The organism is Streptomyces sp. cg36 (assembly GCF_041080675.1).
Taxonomy (GTDB): Bacteria; Actinomycetota; Actinomycetes; order Streptomycetales; family Streptomycetaceae; genus Streptomyces.
This window is the reverse complement of the sequence record NZ_CP163520.1, coordinates 4,735,852-4,762,018: the sequence shown is the minus strand read 5'-3', so window position 1 is coordinate 4,762,018 and position 26,167 is coordinate 4,735,852. Positions and strand designations below refer to the sequence as shown.

21 protein-coding genes, 1 tRNA gene and 1 riboswitch are annotated in these 26,167 nt (G+C 72.2%); of the genes, 6 read left to right on the top strand and 16 right to left on the bottom strand.

Annotation, left to right across the window (positions count from 1 at the left end):
* Nucleotides 1-10: 10 nt before the first annotated feature.
* A complete protein-coding gene (locus AB5J87_RS21145) occupies nt 11-850 on the bottom strand; it encodes a MurR/RpiR family transcriptional regulator (protein ID WP_369378460.1) in 840 nt (279 codons plus the stop codon).
* Between the two features lie 133 nt (nt 851-983).
* Between AB5J87_RS21145 and AB5J87_RS21140 the strand changes: the two genes are divergently transcribed.
* Entirely contained in the window at nt 984-1,400 is a 417-nt protein-coding gene (locus AB5J87_RS21140; protein ID WP_369378459.1) for a hypothetical protein, read from the top strand.
* 361 nt (nt 1,401-1,761) lie between these two features.
* Here the strand turns inward: AB5J87_RS21140 and AB5J87_RS21135 are convergent, their stop codons facing one another.
* Nucleotides 1,762-2,778 carry an SGNH/GDSL hydrolase family protein gene (locus AB5J87_RS21135; protein ID WP_369383610.1) on the bottom strand — a complete coding sequence of 339 codons (1,017 nt, stop codon included), beginning with the start codon at nt 2,776-2,778 and terminating at the stop codon, nt 1,762-1,764.
* Between the two features lie 164 nt (nt 2,779-2,942).
* Here AB5J87_RS21135 and AB5J87_RS21130 point away from each other — a divergent pair, with 164 nt between their 5' ends.
* Nucleotides 2,943-4,331, top strand: a complete 1,389-nt coding sequence (locus AB5J87_RS21130; protein ID WP_369378458.1) for a cystathionine beta-synthase — start codon at nt 2,943-2,945, stop codon at nt 4,329-4,331.
* Nucleotides 4,332-4,456: 125 nt separating this feature from the next.
* Here the strand turns inward: AB5J87_RS21130 and AB5J87_RS21125 are convergent, their stop codons facing one another.
* The 3 genes from AB5J87_RS21125 to AB5J87_RS21115 all read right to left on the bottom strand — a co-directional run bounded on the left by AB5J87_RS21125 (nt 4,457) and on the right by AB5J87_RS21115 (nt 8,140).
* Nucleotides 4,457-5,233, bottom strand: coding sequence for a hypothetical protein (locus AB5J87_RS21125; RefSeq protein ID WP_369383609.1), 777 nt, complete (start codon nt 5,231-5,233; stop codon nt 4,457-4,459).
* 308 nt (nt 5,234-5,541) lie between these two features.
* The gene (locus AB5J87_RS21120; protein ID WP_369378457.1) at nt 5,542-6,762 is read right to left on the bottom strand and encodes an acetyl-CoA C-acetyltransferase; all 1,221 of its coding nucleotides are present in this window, start codon (nt 6,760-6,762) and stop codon (nt 5,542-5,544) included.
* 1,060 nt (nt 6,763-7,822) lie between these two features.
* Nucleotides 7,823-8,140, bottom strand: a complete 318-nt coding sequence (locus AB5J87_RS21115; RefSeq protein ID WP_369378456.1) for a hypothetical protein — start codon at nt 8,138-8,140, stop codon at nt 7,823-7,825.
* A 138-nt stretch (nt 8,141-8,278) separates the two neighbouring features.
* On the opposite strand from AB5J87_RS21115, the gene AB5J87_RS21110 reads away from it, so the two are divergent.
* Together AB5J87_RS21110 and AB5J87_RS21105 are read left to right on the top strand one after the other, a co-directional pair.
* A complete protein-coding gene (locus AB5J87_RS21110; protein WP_101388640.1) occupies nt 8,279-8,509 on the top strand; it encodes a DUF4287 domain-containing protein in 231 nt (76 codons plus the stop codon).
* A 528-nt stretch (nt 8,510-9,037) separates the two neighbouring features.
* Nucleotides 9,038-10,444 carry a glycoside hydrolase family 16 protein gene (locus AB5J87_RS21105; protein WP_369378455.1) on the top strand — a complete coding sequence of 469 codons (1,407 nt, stop codon included), beginning with the start codon at nt 9,038-9,040 and terminating at the stop codon, nt 10,442-10,444.
* Between the two features lie 91 nt (nt 10,445-10,535).
* Here AB5J87_RS21105 and AB5J87_RS21100 read toward each other — a convergent pair whose 3' ends face one another.
* Nucleotides 10,536-11,408 carry a Bax inhibitor-1/YccA family protein gene (locus tag AB5J87_RS21100; protein WP_369378454.1) on the bottom strand — a complete coding sequence of 291 codons (873 nt, stop codon included), beginning with the start codon at nt 11,406-11,408 and terminating at the stop codon, nt 10,536-10,538.
* 339 nt (nt 11,409-11,747) lie between these two features.
* Nucleotides 11,748-11,829, bottom strand: a tRNA-Leu gene (locus AB5J87_RS21095).
* Between the two features lie 409 nt (nt 11,830-12,238).
* On the opposite strand from AB5J87_RS21095, the gene AB5J87_RS21090 reads away from it, so the two are divergent.
* Together AB5J87_RS21090 and AB5J87_RS21085 are read left to right on the top strand one after the other, a co-directional pair.
* Nucleotides 12,239-13,009, top strand: a complete 771-nt coding sequence (locus AB5J87_RS21090) for an ABC transporter ATP-binding protein (RefSeq protein ID WP_369378453.1) — start codon at nt 12,239-12,241, stop codon at nt 13,007-13,009.
* A gap of 61 nt (nt 13,010-13,070) precedes the next feature.
* A complete protein-coding gene (locus AB5J87_RS21085; RefSeq protein WP_369378452.1) occupies nt 13,071-15,599 on the top strand; it encodes an ABC transporter permease in 2,529 nt (842 codons plus the stop codon).
* A gap of 74 nt (nt 15,600-15,673) precedes the next feature.
* Here the strand turns inward: AB5J87_RS21085 and AB5J87_RS21080 are convergent, their stop codons facing one another.
* The 9 genes from AB5J87_RS21080 to AB5J87_RS21040 all read right to left on the bottom strand — a co-directional run bounded on the left by AB5J87_RS21080 (nt 15,674) and on the right by AB5J87_RS21040 (nt 26,122).
* The gene (locus AB5J87_RS21080; protein WP_369378451.1) at nt 15,674-16,972 is read right to left on the bottom strand and encodes a phosphatidylserine/phosphatidylglycerophosphate/cardiolipin synthase family protein; all 1,299 of its coding nucleotides are present in this window, start codon (nt 16,970-16,972) and stop codon (nt 15,674-15,676) included.
* A 59-nt stretch (nt 16,973-17,031) separates the two neighbouring features.
* Nucleotides 17,032-18,336: a class I SAM-dependent methyltransferase gene (locus AB5J87_RS21075; protein ID WP_369378450.1), complete on the bottom strand. Its 1,305-nt coding sequence runs from the start codon at nt 18,334-18,336 to the stop codon at nt 17,032-17,034.
* 245 nt (nt 18,337-18,581) lie between these two features.
* Nucleotides 18,582-19,961 (bottom strand): NAD(P)/FAD-dependent oxidoreductase, encoded by a 1,380-nt coding sequence (locus tag AB5J87_RS21070; protein WP_369378449.1) that lies wholly within the window; start codon nt 19,959-19,961, stop codon nt 18,582-18,584.
* Nucleotides 19,962-20,341: 380 nt separating this feature from the next.
* A complete protein-coding gene (locus AB5J87_RS21065; protein ID WP_369378448.1) occupies nt 20,342-21,256 on the bottom strand; it encodes an exopolyphosphatase in 915 nt (304 codons plus the stop codon).
* On the bottom strand, nt 21,253-21,789 hold the full coding sequence (locus tag AB5J87_RS21060; RefSeq protein ID WP_369378447.1) for a DUF501 domain-containing protein: 537 nt from the start codon (nt 21,787-21,789) through the stop codon (nt 21,253-21,255). Before AB5J87_RS21060 ends, AB5J87_RS21065 begins: the two co-directional genes overlap by 4 nt.
* Nucleotides 21,790-21,830: 41 nt before the next feature.
* Complete coding sequence (locus tag AB5J87_RS21055) at nt 21,831-22,307, bottom strand: septum formation initiator family protein (protein WP_369378446.1); 477 nt, start codon at nt 22,305-22,307, stop codon at nt 21,831-21,833.
* Between the two features lie 83 nt (nt 22,308-22,390).
* Entirely contained in the window at nt 22,391-23,677 is a 1,287-nt protein-coding gene (gene eno / locus AB5J87_RS21050; protein WP_369378445.1) for a phosphopyruvate hydratase, read from the bottom strand.
* A 325-nt stretch (nt 23,678-24,002) separates the two neighbouring features.
* Nucleotides 24,003-24,680: a transglycosylase family protein gene (locus AB5J87_RS21045; protein WP_369378444.1), complete on the bottom strand. Its 678-nt coding sequence runs from the start codon at nt 24,678-24,680 to the stop codon at nt 24,003-24,005.
* 2 nt (nt 24,681-24,682) lie between these two features.
* A riboswitch (cyclic di-AMP (ydaO/yuaA leader) is annotated at nt 24,683-24,882 on the bottom strand.
* Between the two features lie 259 nt (nt 24,883-25,141).
* A complete protein-coding gene (locus AB5J87_RS21040; RefSeq protein ID WP_369378443.1) occupies nt 25,142-26,122 on the bottom strand; it encodes a transglycosylase family protein in 981 nt (326 codons plus the stop codon).
* Nucleotides 26,123-26,167: the final 45 nt, after the last annotated feature.

The following is a 26,167-nucleotide window of genomic DNA, read 5'->3' as shown; positions in this document are numbered from 1 at the left end:
CGGGGCGCGGTCACTCCACGAACAGACCGCGCGCCGCCGCTCCCGCGTCGAACTCCTCCAGCCGCGCCTGGGCGTCCGGCAGGCCGTCGCACATGGCCTCCAGCAGCACCCGGCCCAGCAGCATCGGGGCGCAGGCCGTGTCGAAGGCGAGGCCGGTGCCGACCGCCGCCGGGATCAGCAGGTCGCTGTGGCGGGCGACGGGGGCGAAGGCGGAATCGGCGACGGTGACCACGGTCAGCGACCGCGAGCGGGCGTACGCCAGCGCCTCCACCACCTCGCGCGGGTGGCGCGGCAGCGCGAAGCAGAGCAGCGCGGACGCCCCGGCCCGCACGGCCGCGTCGATCCGGTCCGCGAGCATGGTGCCGCCCTCGTCGAGCAGCCGTACGTCCGGGTGGACCTTGGCGGCGAAGTAGGCGAACCCGCGCGCCTGCGAGGAGGCCGCCCGCAGGCCGAGGACCGCCAGCGGACGGGAGGCGGCGAGCAGGCGCCCGGCCTCCTCGACCGGCCCCGGGTCGGCGAGCAGGCCCGCGAGGTGGCGCAGGTTCTCGATCTCCGCCTGGACGGCCTGCTGGTACTCGTTGTACTCGTCCTCGCCCTTGGGCGGCTCGCCCGCCGGGGCCACCTCGCGCAGATGGCGGCGGAGCGCCGGGTAGCCGTCGAAGCCGAGGGCGACCGCGAAGCGGGTGACCGAGGGCTGGCTGACCCCGGCGAGCTCGGCCAGCTCCACGCTGGAGAGGAACGGCACGTCGGCGGCGCGGCGCACCATCGAGTGGGCGATCCGGCGCTGGGTCGGGGTGAGCCGGCGCCCCTCGAAGAGCTGTTGCAGCCGTGCGGCAGGGCTGTCGCTCATGCCGTCCCCCTTCTCACGCGCGAGACCTCCACGATATTCAGTCGCCCTGCACTCTGCATGACCATATGCAGGCGAGCAAGTACGGGGGCTACCCCCACTGTGCCCGGGGCGCCGCGTCCGTACGGTGGAAAGCATGGAAGCCCGCGACGCTGAGCTGAGAAAAGAACTCGACGCCACGCTGCACGCCCGCAGTGAGCTCGGCCAGGAGTACGAGCCCGCGCTCGTCGACTCGTTCCTGGAGAAGGTGGAGCAGCGCCTCGATCCGGCGATCGACCGCCGGGTGCGGCGCCAGCTCGCCGAACAGCAGATGGTGGTGGCCCGGGGTGGCCGCCCGCCCGCGACGGGGGACGACGTGAGCTTCGGCGAGCGCTTCGGGTTCGGCATGATCTCGCTGATCCTGGCCATCCCGCTGTCCGCGATCGGCGCCGTGAACGCGGGCCTGAGCGGGCTCTTCGTCACCTGGTTCGGCATCCTCGGCGTCAACGCCGTGCACGCCGCCCGCCCGTGGCCGTGGCCGCGCCGGGACCGGGCCAAGGCCGACACGGACTGAGCGGACCTGCGGGCCGGGAAAACAAGTCCGACCGGCGGGCCGGGGAGGTTGATCGCGGGGACCGCCGCACCCCCGGTCGCCCGGGGGGCGGGACGACGGCGGTCCCCGCGAGGGACACGGTCCCGGGTCAGGGCCGGTCGCCGCGTCCTGGGCGCCGGGAGGTCCGGGAGCCGCTCCGGAGGTCCTCGACACCGCTGGTGTGCCGGCCGGGTCTCCCCGCCGACATCCACCAATGTGCCGCACGCGTGTTAAGGACGTGCTGCGCGGACATGTCGCGCTTGTATTGGTTCCGCGTCCAACGCCCCCGCGCCGCGCGGCACCCCATCACCCCGCGGGGCCAGGGGTGCTGACGGGGCGTCGGTCACGGGTGGGCCGGATGCGCCGGGTGGGCCGTGGAGGGCTCGGTGGCCGTCAGCCGCCGCCTGCGCCGGTGCTTGAGCAGCGCCCAGGGCGCCCGGGCCCCGCTGACCTCGGTGCCGGGCTCCGCCGCCGCCTCGGCCGCCGCCTTGGCGACCGGCAGGATGTCCTCGGCCCGGTCCGCGTCCAGCCGGTCGGCGTCCGGCCAGAGCCCGAGCGAGGCGCAGAGCGTGGGCAGGACGGCCATCGCCGCCGTCGCGTACCCCTCGGCGGAGGGGTGGAAGTTGTCCGGGCCGAACAGCTCGCGCGGGTTCGCCTCGAACTCGGGTCCCAGCAGGTGCCCCAGCGACACCGTCCGCCCGCCCTGCTCGACCACCACGATCGTCTGGGCGGCGGCCAGCTGTCTGGAGACGCGGCGGGCCAGCCAGCGCAGCGGCTGGTAGACCGGCTCGACCGAGCCGAGGTCGGGGCAGGTGCCGACGACGACCTCGGCGCCCGCCGTGCGCAGCCGCCGCACCGCGCCCGACAGATGGCGCACCGACGTGGTCGGCGGCATCCGGTGGGTGACGTCATTGGCCCCGATCATGATCACGCAGACGTCCGGCACCCGGGCCGGGTCGCCGAGCATCAGCGAGACCTGGCGGTCCAGGTCGTCCGACTGGGCGCCCGGCTGCGCCACGTTGCGCAGCGTGACCATCCGTTCGGCCACCGCCGCCAGGCCCGAGGCGAGCAGCGCGCCCGGGGTCTGCCCGGCCCGGCGCACGCCCTGGCCCGCGGCCGTGGAATCACCCAGCATGCCCAGGCGCAGCGGGGGCGTGCCGTTGGCGAACGCCACCCCGTACAGCCCGTCGGCGCTCGGCGGGTGCGGGGCCGTGCCGCCGCCCACCGACCGCCTGGCCAGCGCCGCCTCGGCGAGCAGCACACCGACCGCAGCGGCCCCGAGCAGCCCGATCCCGCCGCCCCCGAATGCCGCGCCCGCCGCGATGCGGCGAGCCGCCCGCGCCCGCGAACCGGCCGCCATCCCGGCCGAAACGGCCGACACACTCCCAGCCACCGCCACCTCCTTGGAGCTCCACACCAGCTAACTGCCCGGTGACGGGTGCCGCTCAATCCCGCCGTGAGGTGAACGGGCGCTCGCTCTGCGCATACGCTGGCGGGACCATCACGGAGACCCCGGAGACAACGGTGCAATTCCACGACTCGATGATCAGCCTCGTCGGCAATACCCCGCTGGTGAAGCTCAACAGTGTGACCGCGGGCATCCAGGCGACCGTCCTGGCCAAGGTCGAGTACTTCAACCCCGGCGGCTCGGTCAAGGACCGGATCGCCGTCCGCATGATCGAAGCGGCCGAGCAGAGCGGTGCGCTCCAGCCCGGCGGCACGATCGTGGAGCCCACCTCGGGCAACACGGGCGTCGGCCTGGCGATCGTGGCCCAGCAGAAGGGCTACAAGTGCATCTTCGTCTGCCCGGACAAGGTGTCGCTCGACAAGATCAACGTACTGCGGGCCTACGGGGCCGAGGTCGTCGTCTGCCCGACGGCGGTCGACCCGGAGCACCCGGACTCGTACTACAACGTCTCCGACCGCCTGGTGCGCGAGACGCCCGGCGCCTGGAAGCCGGACCAGTACAGCAACCCGAACAACCCGCGCTCGCACTACGAGACCACCGGTCCGGAGCTGTGGGAGCAGACCGACGGGAAGATCACGCACTTCGTGGCGGGCGTCGGCACCGGCGGCACGATCTCCGGCACCGGCGGGTACCTGAAGGAGGTCTCCGGCGGCTCCGTGAAGGTGGTCGGCGCGGACCCCGAGGGCTCGGTCTACAGCGGCGGCTCCGGCCGTCCGTACCTGGTCGAGGGCGTCGGCGAGGACTTCTGGCCGACCGCGTACGACCGTGAGGTCACGGACGAGATCGTCGCGGTCTCCGACAAGGACTCGTTCCAGATGACCCGCCGCCTCGCCAAGGAGGAGGGCCTGCTGGTCGGCGGCTCCTGCGGGATGGCGGTCGTGGCGGCGCTGCGGGTGGCCGAGGGCCTCGGCCCGGACGACGTGGTGGTCGTCCTGCTGCCCGACTCCGGCCGCGGCTACCTCTCCAAGATCTTCTCGGACGAGTGGATGGCCGGCCACGGCTTCCTGGAGGAGGCCGGGCCCTCCGCCCGCATCGGCCAGGTGCTCGCCGACAAGGAGGGCGCGCTGCCCTCGCTCGTCCACATGCACCCGGAGGAGACGGTCGGCGAGGCGATCGAGGTGCTGCGCGAGTACGGCGTCTCGCAGATGCCGATCGTCAAGCCCGGCGCGGGCCACCCCGACGTGATGGCCGCCGAGGTCATCGGCTCGGTCGTGGAGCGCGAGCTGCTCGACGCGCTCTTCACCCAGCGCGCCTCGCTGGACGACCCGCTGGAGAAGCACATGTCGGCCCCGCTGCCGCAGGTCGGCTCCGGCGAGCCGGTCTCGGACCTGATGGCGGTCCTGGGCAAGGCGGACGCGGCGATCGTGCTGGTCGAGGGCAAGCCCACCGGTGTGGTCAGCCGTCAGGACCTGCTGGCGTTCCTGGCCCGCGACACGGCCAAGTAGGACCGCGACAGCGCGAGGGCGCCCCTTCCCGTACGTACGGGAGGGGGCGCCCTCGTCGTCCGCGAAGCGGTCGCGGTCATGGCCGCAGTCATGACCGTGGCCGTGGCCGTGGCCGTGGCCGTGGACTACAGCGAGGCGATGACCCGGTCGGCCAGGATGTAGACGCTCTCCTCGCCGCACGAGAACGTCAGGGCGTACGCGCCTGAGATGCCGGAGCCGCCCAGCAGCACCGGGGTGTCGCCCTCGCGCAGCGCCTCGGCGAGCCGCTCGGAGGTCTCGCGGTGGCCCGGGGTCATGCAGAGCGTGGTGCCGTCGGCGAACACGTACACGTCGAGCGTGCCGAGCGGCCCCGGGCGCACGTCCGCGAGCGCGGTACGGGCCTCGGCGAGCTGCTCCAGCCGCGCGACCGTCGACTCGTGGTCGGCCATGACCGGGGTCTGCACCGGGACGAAGTCGGGGTGCGAGGGGTGGCGGCGGCGCGCGGCGGCCAGCTCCGGGGAGTCCTCGGGGAACTCCTCGTAGGGCTCGGAGAGCGCCTCCATGCCCTCCAGACCGGCGAAGTCGGACTGCCGGGGGAGGAACAGCGCGGCGTCGTCGCCCAGGCCCGTGAGGCCGCCCAGGAGCGACGGCGTGTCCGCCGCGTCCCGCGCCTCCTGCGCCGCCCAGAAGGCGCGCGCCTCGGCCAGCTCGCGCTCCCGCTCCTCGGCGAGCGCCTCGGCGACGGCCGCGCGTATCTCGGCGAGGTGCGGTTCGCCGCCGCGCGCCTGGTGGGGCACGGTCGCGGGGTGCCCGGCGCGGGTGACCGCGAGGTCCGCGCGGAGCGCCACGACCTGCTTGCGCAGCCCGTGGGCGGCATGCAGGGCAGCGGCGCCCACGGCCGTGGCAGCGGCCGTGGTCAGCAGCAGGGCAAGAGACATGGCGCTCACTGACTTACTCCCGGATTCAAACGATTCCCCGACTTCCTACATCAGCTTGTCGTGGACCCGCGCTCCGTGTCAGTGCATTACGTCACGAATTGGACAGGTCTTTATACCTGGGGTTTAGTCCCGGAACCATCCTGACCTGCGGTTACGCCTCTCCCCCGGGATGTACGTCACATCCTGGGGGAGATTCGGTCACGAACCGGACGCGGCGGGGTTGAAAGGTGTCACCACCCGGTACCCCCGCGTGACAAGGGCGTCGTCAGAGCGGTGCCGGACGGCCCGCGCGGTCAGCTCAGGCGCTCGATGACCATCGCCATGCCCTGGCCGCCGCCCACGCACATCGTCTCCAGACCGAACTGCTTGTCGTGGAACTGGAGGCTGTTGATCAGCGTGCCGGTGATCCGGGCGCCGGTCATGCCGAAGGGGTGGCCGACCGCGATGGCGCCGCCGTTCACGTTCAGCTTCTCCAGCGGGATCTCCAGGTCGCGGTAGGACGGGATGACCTGGGCGGCGAACGCCTCGTTGATCTCGAAGAGGTCGATGTCGCCGACGGTCAGCCCCGCGCGCCTGAGCGCCTGCCGGGACGCCTCCACCGGGCCCAGGCCCATGATCTCGGGCGACAGGCCCGTGACACCGGTCGACACGATCCGCGCGAGCGGGGTCAGGCCGAGCTCGCGGGCCTTGGTGTCGCTCATGACGACCAGCGCGGCGGCGCCGTCGTTGAGCGGGCAGCAGTTGCCCGCGGTGACCAGGCCGTCGGGGCGGAAGACCGGCTTCAGGCCCTGGACGCCCTCCACCGTGACGCCCGCGCGCGGGCCGTCGTCCTTGCTGACGACGGTGCCGTCCGGGGTGGTCACCGGGGTGATCTCGCGCTCCCAGAAGCCGTTCTTGATGGCTTCCTCGGCGAGGTTCTGCGAGCGCACGCCGAACTCGTCCATGTCCGCGCGGGTGACGCCCTTGGCGCGGGCCAGGTTCTCGGCGGTCTGGCCCATCGCGATGTACGCGTCCGGGACCAGGCCGTCCTCGCGCGGGTCGTGCCAGGAGGCGCCGGTGGACTCCGCGACGGCGGCCGTACGGGCCTCGGCGTCGGCGAAGAACGGGTTGTGGGTGTCGGGCATGCCGTCGGAGCTGCCCTTGACCGAGCGGGACACCATCTCGACGCCGGCCGAGATGAAGACGTCGCCCTCGCCCGCCTTGATGGCGTGCAGCGCCATGCGGGAGGTCTGGAGGGAGGAGGAGCAGTACCGGGTGATCGTGCAGCCCGGCAGGTGGTCCATGCCCATCTGCACGGCCACGATCCGGCCCAGGTTGTGGCCCTGCTCACCGCCGGGCAGACCGCAGCCGAGCATCAGGTCGTCGATGTCGCGCGGGTCGAGCTCGGGGATCTTGGCGAGGGCGGCCTGAATGATCGTGGCGGTGAGGTCGTCCGGCCGCAGATCCTTGAGCGAGCCCTTGAAGGCGCGGCCGATGGGGGAACGAGCAGTCGAAACGATCACGGCTTCGGGCATCACGGCTCCAGGGGGCGGCGGTGGCGACTCAGGGACTCCCTGGGAAGTTACCCGTACGTACGGAATTGGTCATCGGCCGACGCGTGTGATGCGGACCTCTTTTCTAAGCGGGCGCTCAGCGCGGGCGGCGGGGGGATGCGGATTGTCTGTGGCTGGCGGGGAGTTGCGGGGGCGGTTCGCTCACCTGCGGGCCGGTGGGTGGCTGGTCGCGCCCCTGGGGGTACGGCCGGTGCTGGCACAGCGCGGCACGGGCACGGGCTCGACTGCACCTGCCGGCCGGTGGGGGCTGGTCGCGCAGTTCCCCGCACCCCTGGGGGGGTACGGCCGGTGCTGGCACAGCGCGGCACGGGCACGGCCTCGACTGCACCTGCGGGCCGGTGAGGGCTGGTCGCGCAGTTCCCCGCGCCCCTAAACCCGCCTTCGTCTGCGGGCCGGTGAGGGCTGGTCGCGCAGTTCCCCGCGCCCCTTAAAAGCTGGTGGCTGAGCCCGCCCTTTCGGCTGCCCCGCGCCCCCGGGGGGTCCCCGGCGGCCGGAGAACCTGGCTCAGCCCCGGGCCTTTAGGGGCGCTGTGCGGCTCTGCCGCGCGGGCACGGTCGCGGACGGCAGCGGGTTTTGGGGGCGCGGGGAACTGCGCGAGAAGCGGGCACGGTCCGCAGACGAAGGCGGGTTTCTCAGGGGCGCGGGGAACTGCGCGAGCAAGCCAGCACGGTCCGCAGACGAACCAGGGTTTCTAGGGGCGCGGGGAACCGCGCGGCCAGCCACCGCCACCCCGCACGCAAAGTCCCTGCCCAACAGGGGCGCGGGGAACTGCGCCAGCAAGCCAGCACGGTCCGCAGACGAACCAGGGTTTCCAGGGGCGCCGGGAACCGCGCGGCCAGCCACCGCCACCCCGCACGCAAAGTCCCTGCCCAACAGGGGCGCGGGGAACTGCGCGCCCGGCCACCCACCGGTCCGCAGACAAAGGCCGGGCCCAGCAGGGGCGCGGGGAACTGCGCGAGCAGCCACAGAGCGCCCGCACGCGAAGTGCCGCCGAACCCCCGTCGCCCGCGCCCCGCGCCACTCAGCTGAACGCCCGCCCCTCCGCCCCCTCCACCAACTCCACCGCCCCGGCGACAGCCCCCTCGGCCACCCCCCGCAGCGCCTCGGCCAAATCGCGGCCCGCCACGGCCACTTGGTCGGCGACCGCGAACGCCCCCGCGTCGGGCATCACGCGGGGCTCCCGTTCCGGGGCCTCGACGCGCTGGGCCCGAGCGGACAATTCCCTGGCCAGCGCCAGCCCTTCGGCCGCGGCACCACGCCGCAGCCGGCTCTCGGGCGCGGCACGCAGCCGGTCGGCGAAGCGGTCGACGGCGGCGAGGAGCGGGGTCACATCTAGCACGCCGCGACCCTACGCGCCGCCCCGGGACTGTTGCCAATACGCGAACGCTCAGGCACGGTGACGTGAAGGACCCTCCCCCGCCGCCCCGGCTCCGCCCGGACGGCGGGGGACCCCCAGGCAATGCGTCCGGAGGCGCCGATGTCCCAACTCTTCTCCGAAGAAACCCATCGCAACCTGCTCTCCCGCATCCCCCATTGCACCGGTCGTGAAGTCTCCGACTGGCTCCGCACCGTCGACGAAGGCCCTTCCCTCGTCCGCTTCGAGGAGAAGGTCAGCTGGCTCCGGAGCGAGCACGATCTCGCCTACGGGCACGCCAAGGCGATCATCCACGAGTACGACCTGCGGCGGGCCGCGCGCCGCCTGCTCTAGGCAGGCGTCCGCCCCCGGCGAGGACCGCTCCAGGAAAGGCAGGAACTCCCTCCGCCCCGCCGACGACCCCCGGCGGGGCGGAGCGCTGTCCGCACGGATCGCCGTCCTGACGAAGCGACGCCCGAGCAGAACGCGTCCGGGCGAAGCCCTGCCCGAGCAGAACACCATCCGAGCGGAGCCCTGCCCAGGCAGAACGCCATCCGGACGAAGCACCACCCGAGCAGAACACCATCCGGGCGGAGCCCGCCCAGGCAGAACACCGTCCGGACAAAGCCCTGCCCCGCCGGAACGCCGTCCGGCCAGCGCGCCCTCCGGGCGGAACGCTGCCCGGACCACCACCCGCGCACCCCACCCCCTTCATTACCTGAACCCCCACCCCCCACAAGGGCTTTCCCCGCTTTACCTCTTGACGGCCCCCGCACCGGGGAGCACAGTGTCGGCGCAGCCGCCGCAAGAGAGCGCTCTCAGGGCGCTCCCCGCCGGCACCTCCCGTACGTCCCGGTCCCCACCGTCACGAGAGGCTCCCCCATGCGTCGCACACGTCCCGTGCCCCAGAGAAGCCGCCCCCTGCGCGCCGCGCTGGTCGCCGCGGTCGCCGTGCTCGGTCTGGCCGGCGCCGCCACGGCCGTCCCGGCGCCGGCCGGCGCCTCCGTGCCGCCGCCCCCGTCCGGCTGGACCACGGTCTTCGCCGACGACTTCGACGGCCCGGCCGGGGCCGGGGTGAACACGGCCGACTGGCAGTACACAACCGGCACCTCCTACCCCGGCGGCCCCGCCGCCTTCGGCACCGGCGAGGTCGAGACGATGACGTCGAGCACCTCCAACGTCGCCCTCGACGGGGCCGGGAACCTGCGGATCACCCCGCGCCGCGACAGCGCCGGGAACTGGACCTCCGGCCGCGTGGAGACCCGCCGCACCGACTTCCAGCCCCCGGCCGGCGGCAAGCTGCGGGTCGAGGCCCGCCTTCAGATGCCGAACGTGACGGGGGCCGCGGCCAAGGGGTACTGGCCCGCGTTCTGGATGCTGGGCGCGCCCTTCCGCGGCAACTGGTGGAACTGGCCGGGCATCGGCGAGCTCGACGTCATGGAGAACGTGCAGGGCATCGACAACGAGTGGGCCACCATGCACTGCGGCACCAGCCCGGGCGGCCCCTGCAACGAGACGACGGGCATCGGCGGCCAGCAGGTCTGCCCCGGCACCAGCTGCCAGGCGGGCTTCCACACGTACGCGGTGGAGTGGGACCGGTCGGTCTCCCCGCAGCAGATCCGCTTCCAGCTGGACGGCGTCACCTTCCACACCGTGAGCCAGAACCAGATGGACGCCGCGACCTGGGCCAACGCCACCGACCACGGGTACTTCCTGATCCTGAACGTGGCCATGGGCGGCGGCTTCCCGGGCGCCTTCGGCGGCGGCCCGGACGGCGGCACCGAGCCGGGCCATCCGCTGGTGGTCGACTACGTGACGGTCCAGCAGTCGGCGGGCTCGGGCCCCACCGACCCGCCCACCACTCCCCCCTCCGGCCACCGGGACGCGTACGGCACGATCCAGGCGGAGTCCTACGACCGGCAGAGCGGGCTGGCCACGGAGGCGTGCGCGGACACCGGCGGCGGCCAGGACGTGGGCTGGGCCGCCAACGGCGACTGGGCGCTCTACCGGGGCGTCGACTTCGGTGCGAACGCGGCCCGGCAGTTCTCCGCGCGGGTGGCGAGCGGCGCGGCCGACGGGGTGAGCGGGCTGGTGGAGGTGCGGCTGGACAACCCGGGCAGCGCGCCGGTGGGCAGCTTCGCGATCGCGGGCACGGGCGGCTGGCAGAGCTGGCGGACCGTGCCGGCGAACATCGCCCCGGTGACCGGCACCCATGACGTGTATCTGACGTTCACCAGCGGCCAGGGCGCCGACTTCGTCAATGTGAACTGGTTCGGCTTCGGCCACTAGGGCCACGAGGCCCTGTCGCCAGGGGTCCCGTACACGCGGAGGGGCCCGCCCGGCTGCTGCCGGGCGGGCCCCTCCTGGTGCGTCACGGGCGTCAGTCGTCGCCCTGGAGGATCGCCACCAGCCGCAGCATCTCCAGGTAGATCCACACGAGCGACATGGTCAGGCCGAAGGCGGCCAGCCAGGACTCCTCGCGCGGGGCGCCGTAGGTGATGCCGTCCTCGATCTGCTTGAAGTCCAGCGTCAGGAAGAAGCAGCCGATCAGGATGGCGAGCACGCCGACCGCGAAGCCGAGCGGGCCGAAGCTGCGCAGACCGCCGCCGTCGGCGCCGCCGAAGGCGACCACCAGCAGGTTGACCATCGTCACCAGGACGAAGGCGATCGCGATGGTCATGCCGATGCGGGCGTAGCGCGCGGTCACGCGGATCCAGCGCTGCTTGTACGCGAAGAGCGTGGCGCCGGAGACCGCCAGGGTGCCGAGCACGGCCTGGAAGGGCGCGCCGGACCAGCGCTCGTTGTACATCTCGCTGATCACGCCGAGGAAGACGCCCTCGAACGCCGCGTACCCGATGATCAGGGCCGGGACCGGCTTGGCCTTGAAGTTCTGGACCATCGCGAGGACGAACGCCACCAGGGCGGCACCGATCGCCAGCCCGTAGCTGGTCGAGGAGACCGGCAGCAGGGCCCAGGCGAGGGCCGCGCCCGCGGCCACCACGCCGAGCGTGATCGCGGTGCGCGAGACGACGTCGTCCATCGTCATCACGTTGCCGCGCGCCGGGGCCTGGGGGGCGCCGTACTGCGTGTCCTGCTGGGCGTAGGGGTTGGTCGCGTACGGGTTCGTCGCGTAGGGGTTGGTCGGTGCCTGCGCGTACGGGTTGCCCCCGGCCTGCGGCGCGGTGTTGAAGCCCGCGTAGCCGTTGTCGCGGCTGAACCCCCGTCGCGAGAAGACCGGGTTGCTGCTCCTCATCTCACTCCTCCATGGCCGCCGTGCGCGGCCTTGACGTCAAGGGTAATGGGAACGCAAAGCAATCACCCTAATGCTCTGGGAGGATCTTTCCTCGTCCCCGGATCCGTACACCAGGGGGTGCACGGTCACAAGAGTGCCACGGAGCGTGGCGGAGGTGCCCGGCGCGGCGGGTGCGCCGGGCGGGACGGGCGGGCCGCCGGGGGTGGCGGGGACCGGCCGGGCGCGTGTTCACCCGGGGGTCACCTTTTCGCCGCCATTACGGCCCCCGGCGGTGCCGCCCGGTCGTTCCGCTCACCGAATTAACGGTTCTTCCTGCGCCTCGCGAGGAGGGGCGTGAGGTGCCCGGAGCCGGACTTGAACCGGCACGGCCCGAGGGCCAGCGAGGTTTAAGCTCGCCGTGTCTGCTTTCCACCATCCGGGCTGGTCGCGCGGTTCCTACGTTCGCCCGACGAGCCTATCGGGACCCGTCCCTCACACGGCGGAACGATGGCGGATGTTGTCTTATTTTATTGGCGTCTGAGGGCGCGTCAGCACGCCCCCGATCCCCTGCGGCACATGCCAGCGGCGGTTGGCAGGCATACCGGTCAGCCGGACCGTACGTAACGGAATGACGCGAATTCGACGCCCGCTCCCGGCCGCTTCCCGCGCCCCGGGCGGGCCGGGCGCGGCGGGGGACGTCTCAGGGGCGGTGTCATACCGCAGGAGGAGGCGACCACCGCCCGTATAAGACTCAAGGGGGCCGGGGAACGGGCACAGGGACTGACGATCCGGGGGCAGGGCGCCAGCGACGATGGAGGGGTCCCCAGCACCGCGTTCCGAGGAGCACCTCCGTGACCACCATCCCCACCGCACACCGCGCCACCGCGGTGGCCGCCCGCGCCACCGAGCTGTCGAAGGTCTACGGCTCGGGCGAGACCCAGGTGGTCGCGCTCGACCGGGTCACGGTCGACTTCCGGCAGGGCGAGTTCACGGCGATCATGGGCCCCTCGGGCTCCGGCAAGTCCACGCTGATGCACTGCGTGGCCGGGCTGGACTCGTTCAGCTCCGGGTCGGTCCGCATCGGCGACACCGAGCTCGGCTCGCTCAAGGACAAGCAGCTCACGCAGTTGCGCCGGGACAAGATCGGCTTCATCTTCCAGGCGTTCAACCTGCTGCCGACGCTGACCGCGGCCGAGAACATCACGCTCCCCATGGACATCGCGGGCCGCAAGCCCAACAAGGAGTGGGTGGCCAAGGTCATCGACATGGTCGGCCTCTCCGGCCGGCTCTCGCACCGCCCGACCCAGCTCTCCGGCGGCCAGCAGCAGCGCGTGGCGGTGGCCCGCGCCCTGGCCTCCCAGCCCGAGATCATCTTCGGCGACGAGCCGACCGGAAACCTGGACTCCCGCTCCGGCGCCGAGGTCCTCGGCTTCCTGCGCAACTCGGTGCGCGAGCTCGGCCAGACCGTCGTCATGGTCACCCACGACCCGGTCGCCGCCTCCTACGCGGACCGGGTGATCTTCCTGGCCGACGGCCGGGTGGTCGACGAGATGCTCCACCCGAGCGCCGACGGCGTGCTCGACCGGATGAAGGAGTTCGACGCCAAGGGGCGTACGAGCTGACCCCGCGGGCCACCGGCCCCGGCGACCCCCCGATCGAACTCCCCCAGGACTGAGAAAGCCCATGTTCAAAACCGCCCTGCGCAATGTGCTCGCGCACAAGGCCAGGCTGCTGATGACCGTCCTCGCCGTGATGCTCGGCGTGGCCTTCGTCTCCGGCACGCTGGTCTTCACCGACACCCTCAAGAGCGCCTTCAAGAACCAGTCGGCCAAGAGCTACGACAACGTGGCCGTGGCCGTCGAGTCGTACGGCAGCCGCGACGACGACAAGCAGGACCCGGGCATCCCGGCCCGGACCCTCACCAAGATCGCCGCGCTGGACGGCGTGACCTCGGTCAACGGGCGCGTCGACGGCTTCGCCGGGGTGGCCGACAAGCACGGCAAGCTGATCGGCCAGGGCTGGGCCAACAAGGGCGGGAACTTCTCGCCGAGCCGGGACGGCAAGGACCCCGCGTACACCTTCACCCAGGGCTCCGGGCCGGTCCGGGACGAGCAGATCGCCCTCGACGAGGACACCGCCGACAAGGGCGGCTACAAGGTCGGCGACCGCATCCGGGTGGCCACCAACGGGCCGGTGAAGACCTACACGCTCGCCGGTGTGTTCACCACCGAGGACGGCTCGGTCAACGCGGGCGGCAGCCTCGTCCTGTTCGACACCAAGGTCGCCCAGCAGCTCTACCTCAAGCCCGGGTTCTTCCAGAAGGCCAACGTCTCGGCGAAGCCCGGCGCGAGTGACCAGAAGATCCTCGACCAGGTCACGCCGCTGCTGCCGGAGCACGCCACGGCCCGCAGCGGCAAGGCGCTCGCCGCGCAGGAGGCGGACGACATCGAGAAGGGGCTGAGCGCGCTCAGCCAGACGCTGCTGGCCTTCGCGGCCATCGCGCTCTTCGTCGGCATCTTCCTGATCTCCAACACCTTCACCATGCTGGTCGCCCAGCGCACCAAGGAACTGGCCCTGATGCGGGCCGTGGGCGCCTCCCGCGCCCAGGTGCGGCGCTCGGTGCTCACCGAGGCGCTGGTCGTCGGCACGGTCGCCTCGGTGGTCGGCTTCGGGCTCGGCCTCGGGCTCGCGGTGGGGCTGCGCGCGGCGATGGACTCCTTCGGTGTGAAGCTGCCGGCCGGTTCGCTGATCGTCTCCTCCACCCCGGTCGTCGCCGCGCTCGCGGTCGGTGTGGTGGTCACCCTGATCGCCGCCCTGCTGCCCGCCTGGCGCGCCGCGAAGATCCCGCCGGTCGCCGCGATGAACAGCGTGCACGCCGCCGCTACCACCAAGTCGCTGGTCGTCCGGAACACCATCGGCGCGATCATCACCCTGGGCGGCTTCGCCTCGATCCTGGCCGGCGCGGGCGCCGGGCGGGACGGCAAGACCCTGATCGGTTTCGGCGCCTTCCTCTCCCTGGTCGGCATCATCGTCCTGATCCCGCTGCTGTCGCGGCCGGTGATCGCCGTGATGCGTCCGCTGCTGACCCGCGCGTTCGGTGTCTCCGGCAAGCTCGCCAGCCAGAACGCGGTCCGCAACCCGCGCCGCACCGGCGCCACCGCCTCCGCGCTCGCCATCGGTCTGACCCTGGTCACCGCGCTCTCGGTGCTCGGCATCACGATCGGCAAGGCGATCGACAAGACGACCACGGACAACATCAAGGCCGACTACATGGTCGCGATGGCCAGCGGGGAGCGGCTGGACAAGTCCGTCGTGCCGGAGCTGCGCAAGGCCCCGGGCGTCACCGCCGTCTCGCCCAAGCAGGCTTCGTACCTCAAGGTCGACGGCGACTACCGCTCGGTCGCCGGGGTCACGCCGGGCGACGTCGAGAAGGTGCTGAACGTCGAGACGGTCTCCGGCTCGCTCGCCGCCCTCGGCAAGGGGCAGCTGGCGGTCGACGACGAGACGGCGAAGAAGCACGGCTGGAAGCCGGGCTCGCGGCTGCCGGTCGAGTTCGACGACAAGAAGAAGGCGACCCTCACGGTCGGCGCGGTCTTCAAGGAGCAGGAGTTCCTGGCGCCGGTGCTCGCCTCGACCGCGCTGCTGGACCCGCACGAGACCCGGCCGCACATCGAGTCGGTGTTCGTGACGATGGACGGCGGCGCCACCAAGGCCAATGAGCAGGCGCTGGTCAACGCGCTGGGCGACAACCCGGCGATCAGCTTCATGGACCAGCAGGACATCCGCGACACCTTCGGCGGCATGATCAACACGCTGCTGAACATCATGTACGGGCTGCTCGCCATGGCCCTGCTGATCGCGGTCCTGGGCGTCATCAACACCCTGGCCATGTCGGTCTTCGAGCGCCAGCAGGAGATCGGCATGCTGCGGGCGATCGGGCTGGACCGCTCCCGGGTCAAGCGCATGATCCGGCTGGAGGCCGTCGTCATCTCGGTCTTCGGCGCGGTGATCGGCACCGGCCTCGGCACCTTCCTGGCCTGGGCGATCGGCCAGACCATCAAGGGCTCGATCCCGGCGTACGCGCTGGTCATCCCGTGGGACCGGATCGCGCTGTTCCTGGCGCTCGCGGGCCTGGTGGGCGTGCTGGCCGCACTGTGGCCGGCCCGCAGCGCCGCCCGGCTGAACATGCTGACCGCGATCAAGACGGAGTAGCGGCCGGGAAGCGAGGGGAGCGAGGGGGGCCGGGACGGCGGACGCCGTCCCGGGCCCCTCGCGCCGTCCGTGGCTCAGCTTCCGGCGCAGTACGCCATCAGCCGGTCGTGGTTGGCCTTGAACTGGTCGTAGACCGCATCGTCGTTGATCTTGAGGATGGTCTCGTCGTTGGAGCGCAGGGCCTGCCACGAGTAGTTGTGGCTGCCGGTCCAGACGACCTTCTCGTTGGCGACGCCCTCGTACGTCCCCTTCACCAGCAGGTACTTGGAGTGGATGCCGATGTTGACGGTGTGGCCGGCGGGCGGGGTCTCGAAGCACTCCACGCGCTGGGTGAGCTTGCCGTAGAGGATGGACTCGACCGTCTTGCCCATCGAGGGGACGCCGCTGCCGCCGCCGTCGGGGTTGGCGTCGGCCGCCAGGTACACCTTGCAGCCCGCGTTCACCATCGCCACCAGCTTGGTGGCGATCTGGTCGCGGTAGAAGAGGTTGGCCGCCATGCGGACCTCGGAGTGCTGGGTCGAGGAGCAGGTGACCTTGTCGAGGATCAGCTTGACGGTGTCGGTGGCCGGGTCCGTCGAATAGGTGGTGCCCGCCGACTCCTTGCGCGGGAAGAAGTAGTTCTTGTAGTTCGGGTTGGTCGCGCTGGTCGGCGTCGCGTAGTAGCCGTTGTCGCTCGTGCCCGAGGAGCCGTTCGCCACCTGGTCGTCGAAGTACGCCTGGTAGTTGGCGTAGAGACCGGCGTCGACCAGGGTGACGGCGTTGTTGAACAGGTCGGTGCGCTGGGTGCCCGACATGTTGGCCGAGGTCTGCACCACCACGTCGTCCGCGCCTCCCGTGTGGGAGAAGAGGAAGAACTTGTTGTGGTTGATCGAGCCGTCGTCGCCGGAGTTCAGCTTGCGGTTGGCGATGCAGGCGCGGCCCTGCGGGCAGGAGAGGATCCAGGAGGGCCTGGTGCGGTCGGTGCCGAGGGCCGCGGCCAGGTTCTCGTACTCGCCGCCCTTGGTCAGCTCGGTGCCGTCCGGCTTGAAGTTGTGCGACTTGTAGTCGACGACCACCCGCACCGCCACGCCCCGGTCCTTGGCCGCGATCAGCGCGGTGCGCAGGACGTCGTCGGTGAAGGTGTACATGGACATCTGCACGGTGCTGCCCGCGGGGGCGTCGTCGACCAGCGAGACGACGTGGTCGCGGATGCGGTCCTGCTCGGCGGTGGTGCCGGCCGGGTCGTTGAAGAGGGCCCCGGTGGTGACCGTGACCGGGTCGGCCGAGGCGGCTGCGGGCCCGGTGAGGACGGACAGCACGGCGACGGCCATGCCGAGGAGCCAGGTTCTGCGGTGGCGGTGCACACCGGCCTCCTGCATAAATAGCGCGTACATGACAAATCGGACGCCATGGTTCCGCCCGAAGGCCCGAAGCTATCAACGCGGCCGGGGCGTCAGTGGCCCGGGCTCCCCCAGGTACGCGCGCGCAGCGGCATCCCCGAGGCGCCGCCCGGCTCGGCGCGCACCGCCAGGACCTGGTTGATCCCGATGCGGTTGCGCTCGAAGGAGAGCGCGGAGGCGGCCATGTAGAGCCGCCACACCCGGGCCCGCCCGGCGCCGGCCAGCCGTGCCGCGCGCTCCCGGCCCGCCTCCAGGTTGGCCACCCACCGACGCAGTGTCAGGGCGTAGTGCTCGCGCAGCGCCTCCACGTCCCGCGCCTCGAACCCGGCGTCCTCCAGGACCGCCAGCGTCTTCCCCAGCGGCATCAGCTCCCCGTCGGGGAAGACGTACGCGTCGATGAACTCGTCCACCCGGTACGCCGACTCGTCCCGCTCCGGGCGCCGCGCGATCTGGTGGTTGAGCAGCCGCCCGCCCTCCTTCAGCAGGGCGAACAGGTCGTCGGCGTACTCCCGGTAGCGCACCGAGCCGACGTGCTCGGCCATCCCGATCGAGGCGATCGCGTCGTACGGCCCGTCCCGCACGTCCCGGTAGTCCTGCACCCGGATCTCGATCCGGTCGGCGAGACCCTCCTCGGCGACGCGCTTGCGCGCGTGGGCGGCCTGCTCGGCGCTGAGCGTGATGCCGACGGCCCGGACCCCGTAGTGGCGGGCCGCGTGCAGCACCAGCGAGCCCCAGCCGCACCCCACGTCCAGCAGCCGCTCCCCCTCGGCCAGCGCCAGTTTGCGGCAGACCAGGTCCAGCTTGTCGCGCTGGGCCTCCTCCAGGGTGGCGCCGGGGTGCTCCCAGTAGGCGCACGAGTAGACCATCGACGGGCCGAGCAGCAGCTCGTAGAAGGCGTTGCCGACGTCGTAGTGGTGGCTGATGGCCCGCCTGTCACGGCGTCTGGTGTGCAGGCGGCCGGTGCGGCGGCGCAGCTCCTCGGCGGGCGGGGCGGGCGGCGGCAGCGGCCGGGCGAGCCTGACCAGCTCCACGGCGGCGGCCCGCAGCCGCGGGTCCCGCACCGGACGGACGCCGCCCGGGGCCCGGTCGCCGCGCTCCCAGGCCAGCCCGGCCAGCAGGTCGAGGGCCTGGTAGAGGTCCCCCTCGATGTCCAGCTCGCCGGCCACCCAGGCGCGGGCCAGGCCGAGTTCGCCCGGCGCCCACAGCAGCCTCCGCAGGGCGCGGCGCCGCCGCAGCACCACCACCGGGGCGCCCGGCGGGCCCGCCTCGCTGCCGTCCCAGGCGCGGACCCGGACCGGCAGCTCCTCGCCCAGGAGCCGCCCCGCCAGCGCGGTCAGCCGCGTCGCGGCGTCGGCCATGTCTACCTCCGTGAAGTCGGCCCCCACACCTTCGTCCGGCATCTCGGACAACAGTGCCCCGGCCACCGCCCGTACCGCTACAGCGCCACGGGCGTACATCGGCGGCGCGGGAGGGACGGCGCGCCCGGCCCGGTCCCGCGCACGCCGAAGGGGCCGCCCGCACCACGGATGGCGGACGGCCCCTTCGGGACGTGCTCGGCCCTGACGGGCCTACTGCCGGGGGCCCCGCGGGGCCCGCCGCACAGTCAGGATGCCTTGGCCTTCTCCTCGACCTTGGCGGCCGGGGCGGGGGCGGGCTTGGCGGCCTCGTAGAACTCCTCGCGCGGCGTCTCCATGGCGCCGAGCGAGACGACCTCGCGCTTGAGGAACATCGCGAGGGTCCAGTCGGCGAAGACGCGGATCTTGCGGTTCCAGGTGGGCACGGCCAGACCGTGGTAGCCACGGTGCATGTACCAGGCGAGACGGCCCTTGAGCTTGATCTTCATCTTGCCCATGACGATCATCGCGACGCCCTTGTGCAGGCCGAGGCCCGCCACCGCGCCCTTGTTGGCGTGGCTGTACTCCTTCTGCGGGAAGCCCCGCATGCCGGAGACCACGTTGTCGCCGAGGACCTTGGCCTGGCGCAGCGCGTGCTGGGCGTTCGGCGGGCACCAGGCGTTCTCGTTGCCCGCCTTGCGGCCGACGAGGTCCGGGACCTGGGCGTTGTCGCCCGCGGCCCAGATGTAGTCGGTGCCCTGGACCTGGAGGGTCGGGGCGGTGTCGACGTGGCCGCGCGGGCCGAGCGGCAGGCCGAAGCGGGCCAGCGCCGGGTTGGGCTTGACGCCCGCGGTCCACACGATGGTGTTGGAGTCGACCTCGAGGCCGTTCTTCAGCACGACGTGGCCGTCGACGCAGGAGTCCATGGAGGTCGAGAGGTAGATCTCGACGCCGCGGCCCTCGAGGTGCTCCTTGCCCCAGGTGCCGAGCTGCGGCCCGACCTCGGGGAGGATCTTGTCGGCGGCGTCCACCAGGATGAAGCGCATGTCCTCGCGCTTCACGTTGGTGTAGTACTTGGCCGCGTCGCGGGCCATGTCCTCGACCTCGCCGATCGTCTCGGCACCGGCGAAGCCACCGCCGACGAAGACGAAGGTCAGCGCCTTGCGGCGGACTTCCTCATCGGTCGTGGAGTCGGCCTTGTCCAGCTGCTCCAGGACGTGGTTGCGCAGGCCGATGGCCTCCTCGACGCCCTTCATGCCGATGCCCTGCTCGGCGAGGCCGGGGATCGGGAAGGTGCGGGAGACCGCGCCGAGCGCGACGACCAGGTAGTCGAAGGGCAGCTCGTACGCCTCGCCGACGAGCGGCGCGACCGTGGCGACCTTGCGGTCCTGGTCGATGCTGGTGACACGGCCGGTGAGCACCTCGGCTCCGCGCACGACGCGTCGCAGCGGGACGACGACGTGGCGCGGGGAGATGCTGCCTGCGGCGGCTTCGGGGAGGAAGGGCTGGTACGTCATGTACGACCGCGGGTCGACGACCGTGACGGTCGCCTCGGCGTAGCGCATCTTCTTGAGAATGCGCCGTGCCGCGTACAAACCTACGTACCCACCGCCTACAACGAGGATTCGGGGACGCTCCGTGGTGCTCATGCCATCGAGTATCCACCCCCCTCTTGACCCCCGCTCGTGCGCCCCTTCACAAGGTCCTACAGGGCCTCTGCTACACTCCGCGGCCCACGTGACCCAGGTCATGGCGGTGCGGGGGAACCAAGCGCCCGGGGAGAACGTTCTCCACCCCTTCTGAACTGGCCCGCACAGCCTCGCGGGGCCTAGACCACTGGACCGCGAAACATGCGCGTAACACACCGGCCACCCCCTGAATCGCGCCCCGTTGAGCCCTCACACCTACAGAAGTGAGGCCCAGGACCCCGCAAAGTGGCCGACCGGCGGGTTTTCCTTGTGAAGAACTTCACGAACTTTCTTGCGGAGGGGTACCCGGAAGGGCCCCGCGGGGCCCTTCCGGAGCCGTCTCAGGCGATCGACCAGGCGATTCCGTCGAGGATGTCGTGCTCGCTGACCACGACCTCGGCGGCGCCGGTGCGCTCCATGACGCCCAGCAGGACCAGCGCGCCCGCCGCGATCACGTCGATGCGGCCCGGGTGGAGCACCGGGATCGCCGTGCGCTCCTCGTGGGTCGAGGCCAGCAGCCGCTCGGTGACCGCGCGGACCCGCTCGTGGGAGATGCGGGAGTGGTGGATCGCCGCCGAGTCGTACGCGGGAAGCTCCAGCGCGATCGCGGCCACCGTGGTCACCGAACCGGCCAGGCCCACCAGCGTGCGCGGCTCGCGCAGCGGCACGGTCTCCTCGGCGAGGTCCAGGGCCGCCTCGACGTCCCGCCGTATCGCCGCGATCTGCTCCGCGCCCGCCGGGTCGCCCGGCTGGTGGCGTTCGGTGAGGCGGACGCAGCCCACGTCCACCGAGCGCGCCGCGCGCACCTGGTGGGAGCCGACGACGAACTCGGTCGAGCCGCCGCCGATGTCGACGACCAGGTAGTCGCCGTCGGCGTGCAGCTCCCGGGTGGCGCCGGTGAAGGAGAACTCGGCCTCCTGGTCGCCGGTGATCACCTCGGGCTCGACGCCCAGGATGTCCACGACGCCCCGCACGAAGTCGTCCCGGTTCTCCGCGTCGCGGGAGGCGGAGGTGGCCACGAAGCGGACGCGCTCGGCGCCCAGCTCCCGGATGACCGCCGCGTACTCGCGGCAGGCCGCGAAGGTGCGCTCCAGCGCCTCGGGGGCGAGCCGGCCGGTGCGGTCGACGCCCTGGCCGAGCCGGACGATCGTCATCCGGCGGTCCAGGTCGACGAGTTCGCCCGTCTCCGGGTCGGCGTCGGCGACCAGCAGCCGGATCGAGTTGGTGCCGCAGTCGACGGCGGCGACCCGGGTCACTTCTCGTCCCCGCCGGGCGCGCAGGGCGTGACGCACGGGCCCTTCGCCCACCACTCGGGCAGCATGGCGATCGCCTCGTCGCCGAGCGGGTTCACCCCGGGACCGGCCGCCAGCGAGTGGCCGACCAGCACGTGCAGGCACTTGACCCGGTCCGGCATGCCGCCCGCGCTCGGGAAGCCCTCCAGGACCTCGATGGCGTCCCGGCGGGCGATGTAGTCCTCGTGGGCGGCGCGGTAGGCGGCGGCCAGCTCCGGGTCGGCCGCCAGCCGCTCCGACATCTCCTTCATGACCCCGTTGGCCTCCAGGGTCCCGATCGCCGACGCCGCACGCGGGCAGGTCAGGTAGTACGTCGTCGGGAACGGCGTGCCGTCGGGCAGCCGGGGCGCCGTCTCGACCACGTCCGGGTTGCCGCACGGGCAGCGGTGGGCGATCGCGCGCAGCCCGCGCGGCGGACGGCCCAGCTGCTCCTGGAAGGCGGCGATGTCCAGGTCGGTGGGCTCGGTGCGGGGAGTCTGGGGCGGAGGGGTTTCCATCGTGGGTTTCTTGTCTCTATCTATCGCTGGGGGTCACGTCGTCAGTTGCCCGGGCGGTCGGCCTTGTCCACGCCGTCCCAGAGGTTCGAGTGCCACGGCCGGCCGGTGGCGGCCTTCCCGTCGCGGTGGTCCTTGCCCGCCGCCGGGTCGGTCACGGTGTAGCCGGTCTCGCCCGGGAACTGCATGTGCAGGTGCTCCCGGGCCAGCCGCTTGATGTACGCGTCGTCCTGGAGCCGGGCCTTCTCGTCCCGCAGCCGCTCGACCTGGGCCGCCGCCTCGCGCTCCTTGCGGCGCTGCTCGGCGATGTCACCGCGCTGCGACACGTACTGGCGCATCGGGTACGCGAGCGCCACCACCAGGGAGCACATCACCAGCGCGAGCAGCGCGGCCCGGCCGGTCAGCCGGGAGCGGCGGGCCTGGCGCCGGGTCTGGGAGCGGTAGACGCGGGCGGCGGTCTGCTCGCCGAGCACCTTGAGCCGGGCCGCGGTGGAGAACCGGTCACGGTTTCCCTTGGCCATGTCGCCCCGCTCCCCTCACGTACGTACAACGTCCCCGGACACGGTACGGGACCGTGGCCGGGGACGGACGTACGACAGGGCGGTCAGCCCTTGAAGCGCGGGAAGGCGCTGCGGCCCGCGTACACCGCGGCGTCGTCGAGGATCTCCTCGATGCGCAGCAGCTGGTTGTACTTGGCGACGCGGTCCGAGCGGGCCGGGGCGCCGGTCTTGATCTGGCCGCAGTTCACCGCGACGGCGAGGTCGGCGATGGTGACGTCCTCGGTCTCGCCGGAGCGGTGGGACATCATGCACTTGAAGCCGTTGCGCTGGGCCAGCTCGACGGCGTCCAGGGTCTCGGTCAGCGAACCGATCTGGTTGACCTTGACGAGCAGGGCGTTGGCGGAGCCCTCCTCGATGCCGCGGGCCAGGCGCTCCGGGTTGGTGACGAAGAGGTCGTCGCCGACGATCTGGACCTTGGAGCCCAGGCGCGCGGTGATGGTGTTCCAGCCGGCCCAGTCGTCCTCGTACAGCGGGTCCTCGATGGAGACCAGCGGGTACGCGGAGACGAGCTCCTCGTAGTACTCGGTCATCTCGGCGGCCGAGCGGGACTTGCCCTCGAACTCGTACTTGCCGTCCTTGTAGAACTCGGACGCGGCGACGTCGAGCGCCAGGGCGATGTCCTTGCCCGGGGCGTAGCCGGCCTCCTTGATGGCCTCCAGGATGAGGTCCAGGGCGGCGCGGTTGGACTCCAGGTTCGGGGCGAAGCCGCCCTCGTCGCCCAGGCCGGTGGAGAGGCCCTTGTTCTTCAGGACCTTCTTCAGCGTGTGGTAGACCTCGGCGCCCCAGCGCAGGGCCTCGGAGAAGGACTCCGCGCCGATCGGGGCGATCATGAACTCCTGGATGTCCACGTTGGAGTCGGCGTGCGACCCACCGTTGAGGATGTTCATCATCGGGACGGGCAGGAGGTGCGCGTTCGGGCCGCCCAGGTAGCGGAACAGCGGCAGGTCGCTGGCCTCGGAGGCGGCGTGCGCCACGGCGAGGGAGACGCCGAGGATGGCGTTGGCGCCGAGCGAGCCCTTGTTGTCCGTGGCGTCCAGGTCGAACATCGCCTGGTCGATCAGGCGCTGCTCGGTGGCGTCGTAGCCGACGAGCTCCGGGCCGATCTGCTCGATCACGGCGAGGACGGCCTTCTCGACGCCCTTGCCCTGGTAGCGGTTGGGGTCACCGTCACGCAGCTCGATGGCTTCGAAGGCACCGGTGGAGGCACCGGAGGGGACGGCGGCACGGCCGGTGCTGCCGTCGTCGAGGCCGACCTCGACCTCGACCGTGGGGTTGCCTCGGGAGTCCAGGATTTCCCGGGCTACGACGACGTCGATGGACGGCACGAGCATCTCCTTCTGGGATGTGATGCGAATACGCCGGGCCGCGTGGTCCGGCACCCCTGAGCCTAACCGCCTCCGGAGCATCGGCCAGCCGACCGACCGGCCCGTGGGACGAAACGGGGGGCAAAATGTTCCTGAACGAAACAAAGCACGGCCCTCCGGGTTCAGCTGTGGGCTGAGTGGATCTTGGCGTGCGCTTTCGTCCGCAGACCTGCGGGGCCCGAGCGCGCAGTTCCCCGCGCCCCCGACTGCCCGGGGTGCGGGGAACTGCGTGAGCGGGTCCGCGCGGTCCGCGGGCGCCACGCGGGCGTGGCACCCCGGACCGCGGGCGGACTCAGCTCAGGTGGAGCTTCTGGTCCACGTAGATCAGGTTCGCGTCCTTGACGACGTCCTTGTTCAGCTCGAACAGCTTCTGCCAGCCGCCCTTGACGCCGTGGGCCTGGGCGATGGAGCCCAGCGTGTCGCCGGCCTTCACCTTGTACTCGCCGTCGCCGGTCTTGACCGGGGCCGGGCGGGACTCGCCGCGGGAGGCCGGGGCGGACTCGCGCTGGGCCTTCGGGGCGGCCTTGGGCGCGGCCTTCTTCGGGGCGGCCTGCTTGGCGGACGAGCCGGAGGTGTCCACGTTCGCGGCCGAGCCGCCGGCGGTCAGGTTGCCCGCGCCGGCGCAGGACCAGGCGCCCGGGCCCTGCATGGCGAGCAGCTTCTCGGCGGTGGCGATCTGCTGGCCCTTGGTGGCCAGGTCGGCGCGGGAGGCGTACTGGGTGCCGCCCGCCGCGGCCCAGGAGGACTGCGAGAACTGGAGGCCGCCGTAGTAGCCGTTGCCGGTGTTGATGGACCAGTTGCCGCCGGACTCGCACTGGGCGACCGCGTCCCAGGTGGCGACGGAGGCGGCGGAGGCGTTGCCCGCGGCCATCAGCGGGGCGGCGACGGCGGCACCGGTGACACCGGCGAGCGTGGCGACGCGGACGGCCTTGGACGGGCGGCGGTGCTTGCCCTTGCCGGAAAGCAGCATGGAGTTCTCCTCACCGACGCCTGCGAGGTGAGCTGTCGGGTTCGGGCGAGTGAGTGGCCCGGCCGCGCCTCTCGGCACGTCTTCACCCCAAGCCGGTCCCGTCGGCCGTCTCGTACGTCCCGCCGCATGGCGTACGTCTCTCAACGGCCGGGCCCGGCACTTACCTTGGGTCCCCCGCTCCTGCCTACGGCGCGTCAAGCGTCGACTGTTCCCGGCGACCGGCGGCAGGATTCGGCGTTCCCGGTCGAAGGGGCCCGTGGTGACGAGCGCTCCGACCGTAAACACACCAACCCCTGATGTTCAAAGGGGCCCATCAAGGAAAAATCGCCCCCGCCCACCCCTCCGTATCCCCTGTTTCCGCAGGTCGGGGGCGTGTCGTACGGACCGGGCAGACGGGGCAGGCCAGTTGACGGAAAGAGACCCATGTCTCACTTGCGCAGAAGCGGACATAGGCCCCTGAACTACCCCTTGGGCGGGGCCGGGTTGTCCGTCTTTGCCAGGTTCAGATCAAGGCTCTGACCGGGCAGGATCAGATCGGGATCCGAGCCGATGGTCTTCTCGTTCGCCTTGTAGAGCGCCGACCAGCCGCCCTCGACCTTGTGCGAGCGCGAGATGTCCCACAGGTTGTCGCCGGGGCGGACGGTGTAGTCGCCCGGACCGCTCAGCACCTCGTCCGACTCGCGCGAGGCGGCGTCGCCCCGCGAGGGGTGCTGTCCGGCTTCACGACCGCTGTCCGTATTGCCGGAGTCGCCGGTCGCGCCTCCGGTGCCGCCGGCCGCGGGCGTGCCGCTCTCGGCCGGGTCGGGCGTGCCCCGGTGCTTGCCGCCGGTCCCGGTCCGCGGAGCCCCGTCCTTCGGCTTGGCCGGGGTCTTCGGCCCGGCCGGGGCGTCCTTGCCCGCGGAGGGCGCGGCCGGGGCCGTCGGCGGCTTGGAGGCGGCCGGGGCGGACCCGGCGGGCGCCTCGGTGTCCTTGGCGGGCGCCGAGGGGGTCGCGGAGGTGTCCGCCCCCTCGGAGGCCGTGGCGGCGGGCGAGGGCTGGGCGCCGGGGTCGACGGCGGGCGCGCCGCCGCCCCGGGTGAGCCCGGAGATCCCCGAGCAGCTGGTGAACGCCTGGGGGCCCTTCGCCGCGAGCACCTTCTCGGCGACGGCGATCTGCTGGGCGCGGCTGGCCAGGTCGGGGCGGGCGGCGTACGCCGTGCCGCCGTAGGTCTCCCAGGTCTCCTGGGAGAGCTGGAGGCCGCCGTAGAGGCCGTTGCCGAAGTCGGCGCTCCAGGAGCCGCCGCTCTCGCACTCGGCCACCCGGTCCCAGGTGGTCGCGGAGGCGGCGTTCGCGCCGCTCGCCGCGAAGAGCGGAAGGGCGAGGGCCGAGCCGGTCACCCCCGCCGCTACGACGAGTGCGGGAGCCTGGCGGGGTCGGCGGTGCCGTCCGTTCCCGGAGCGCATGCTGTGGCCTTCCGTGTGACTACGTCTGTGACTGCTGAGGCGGAG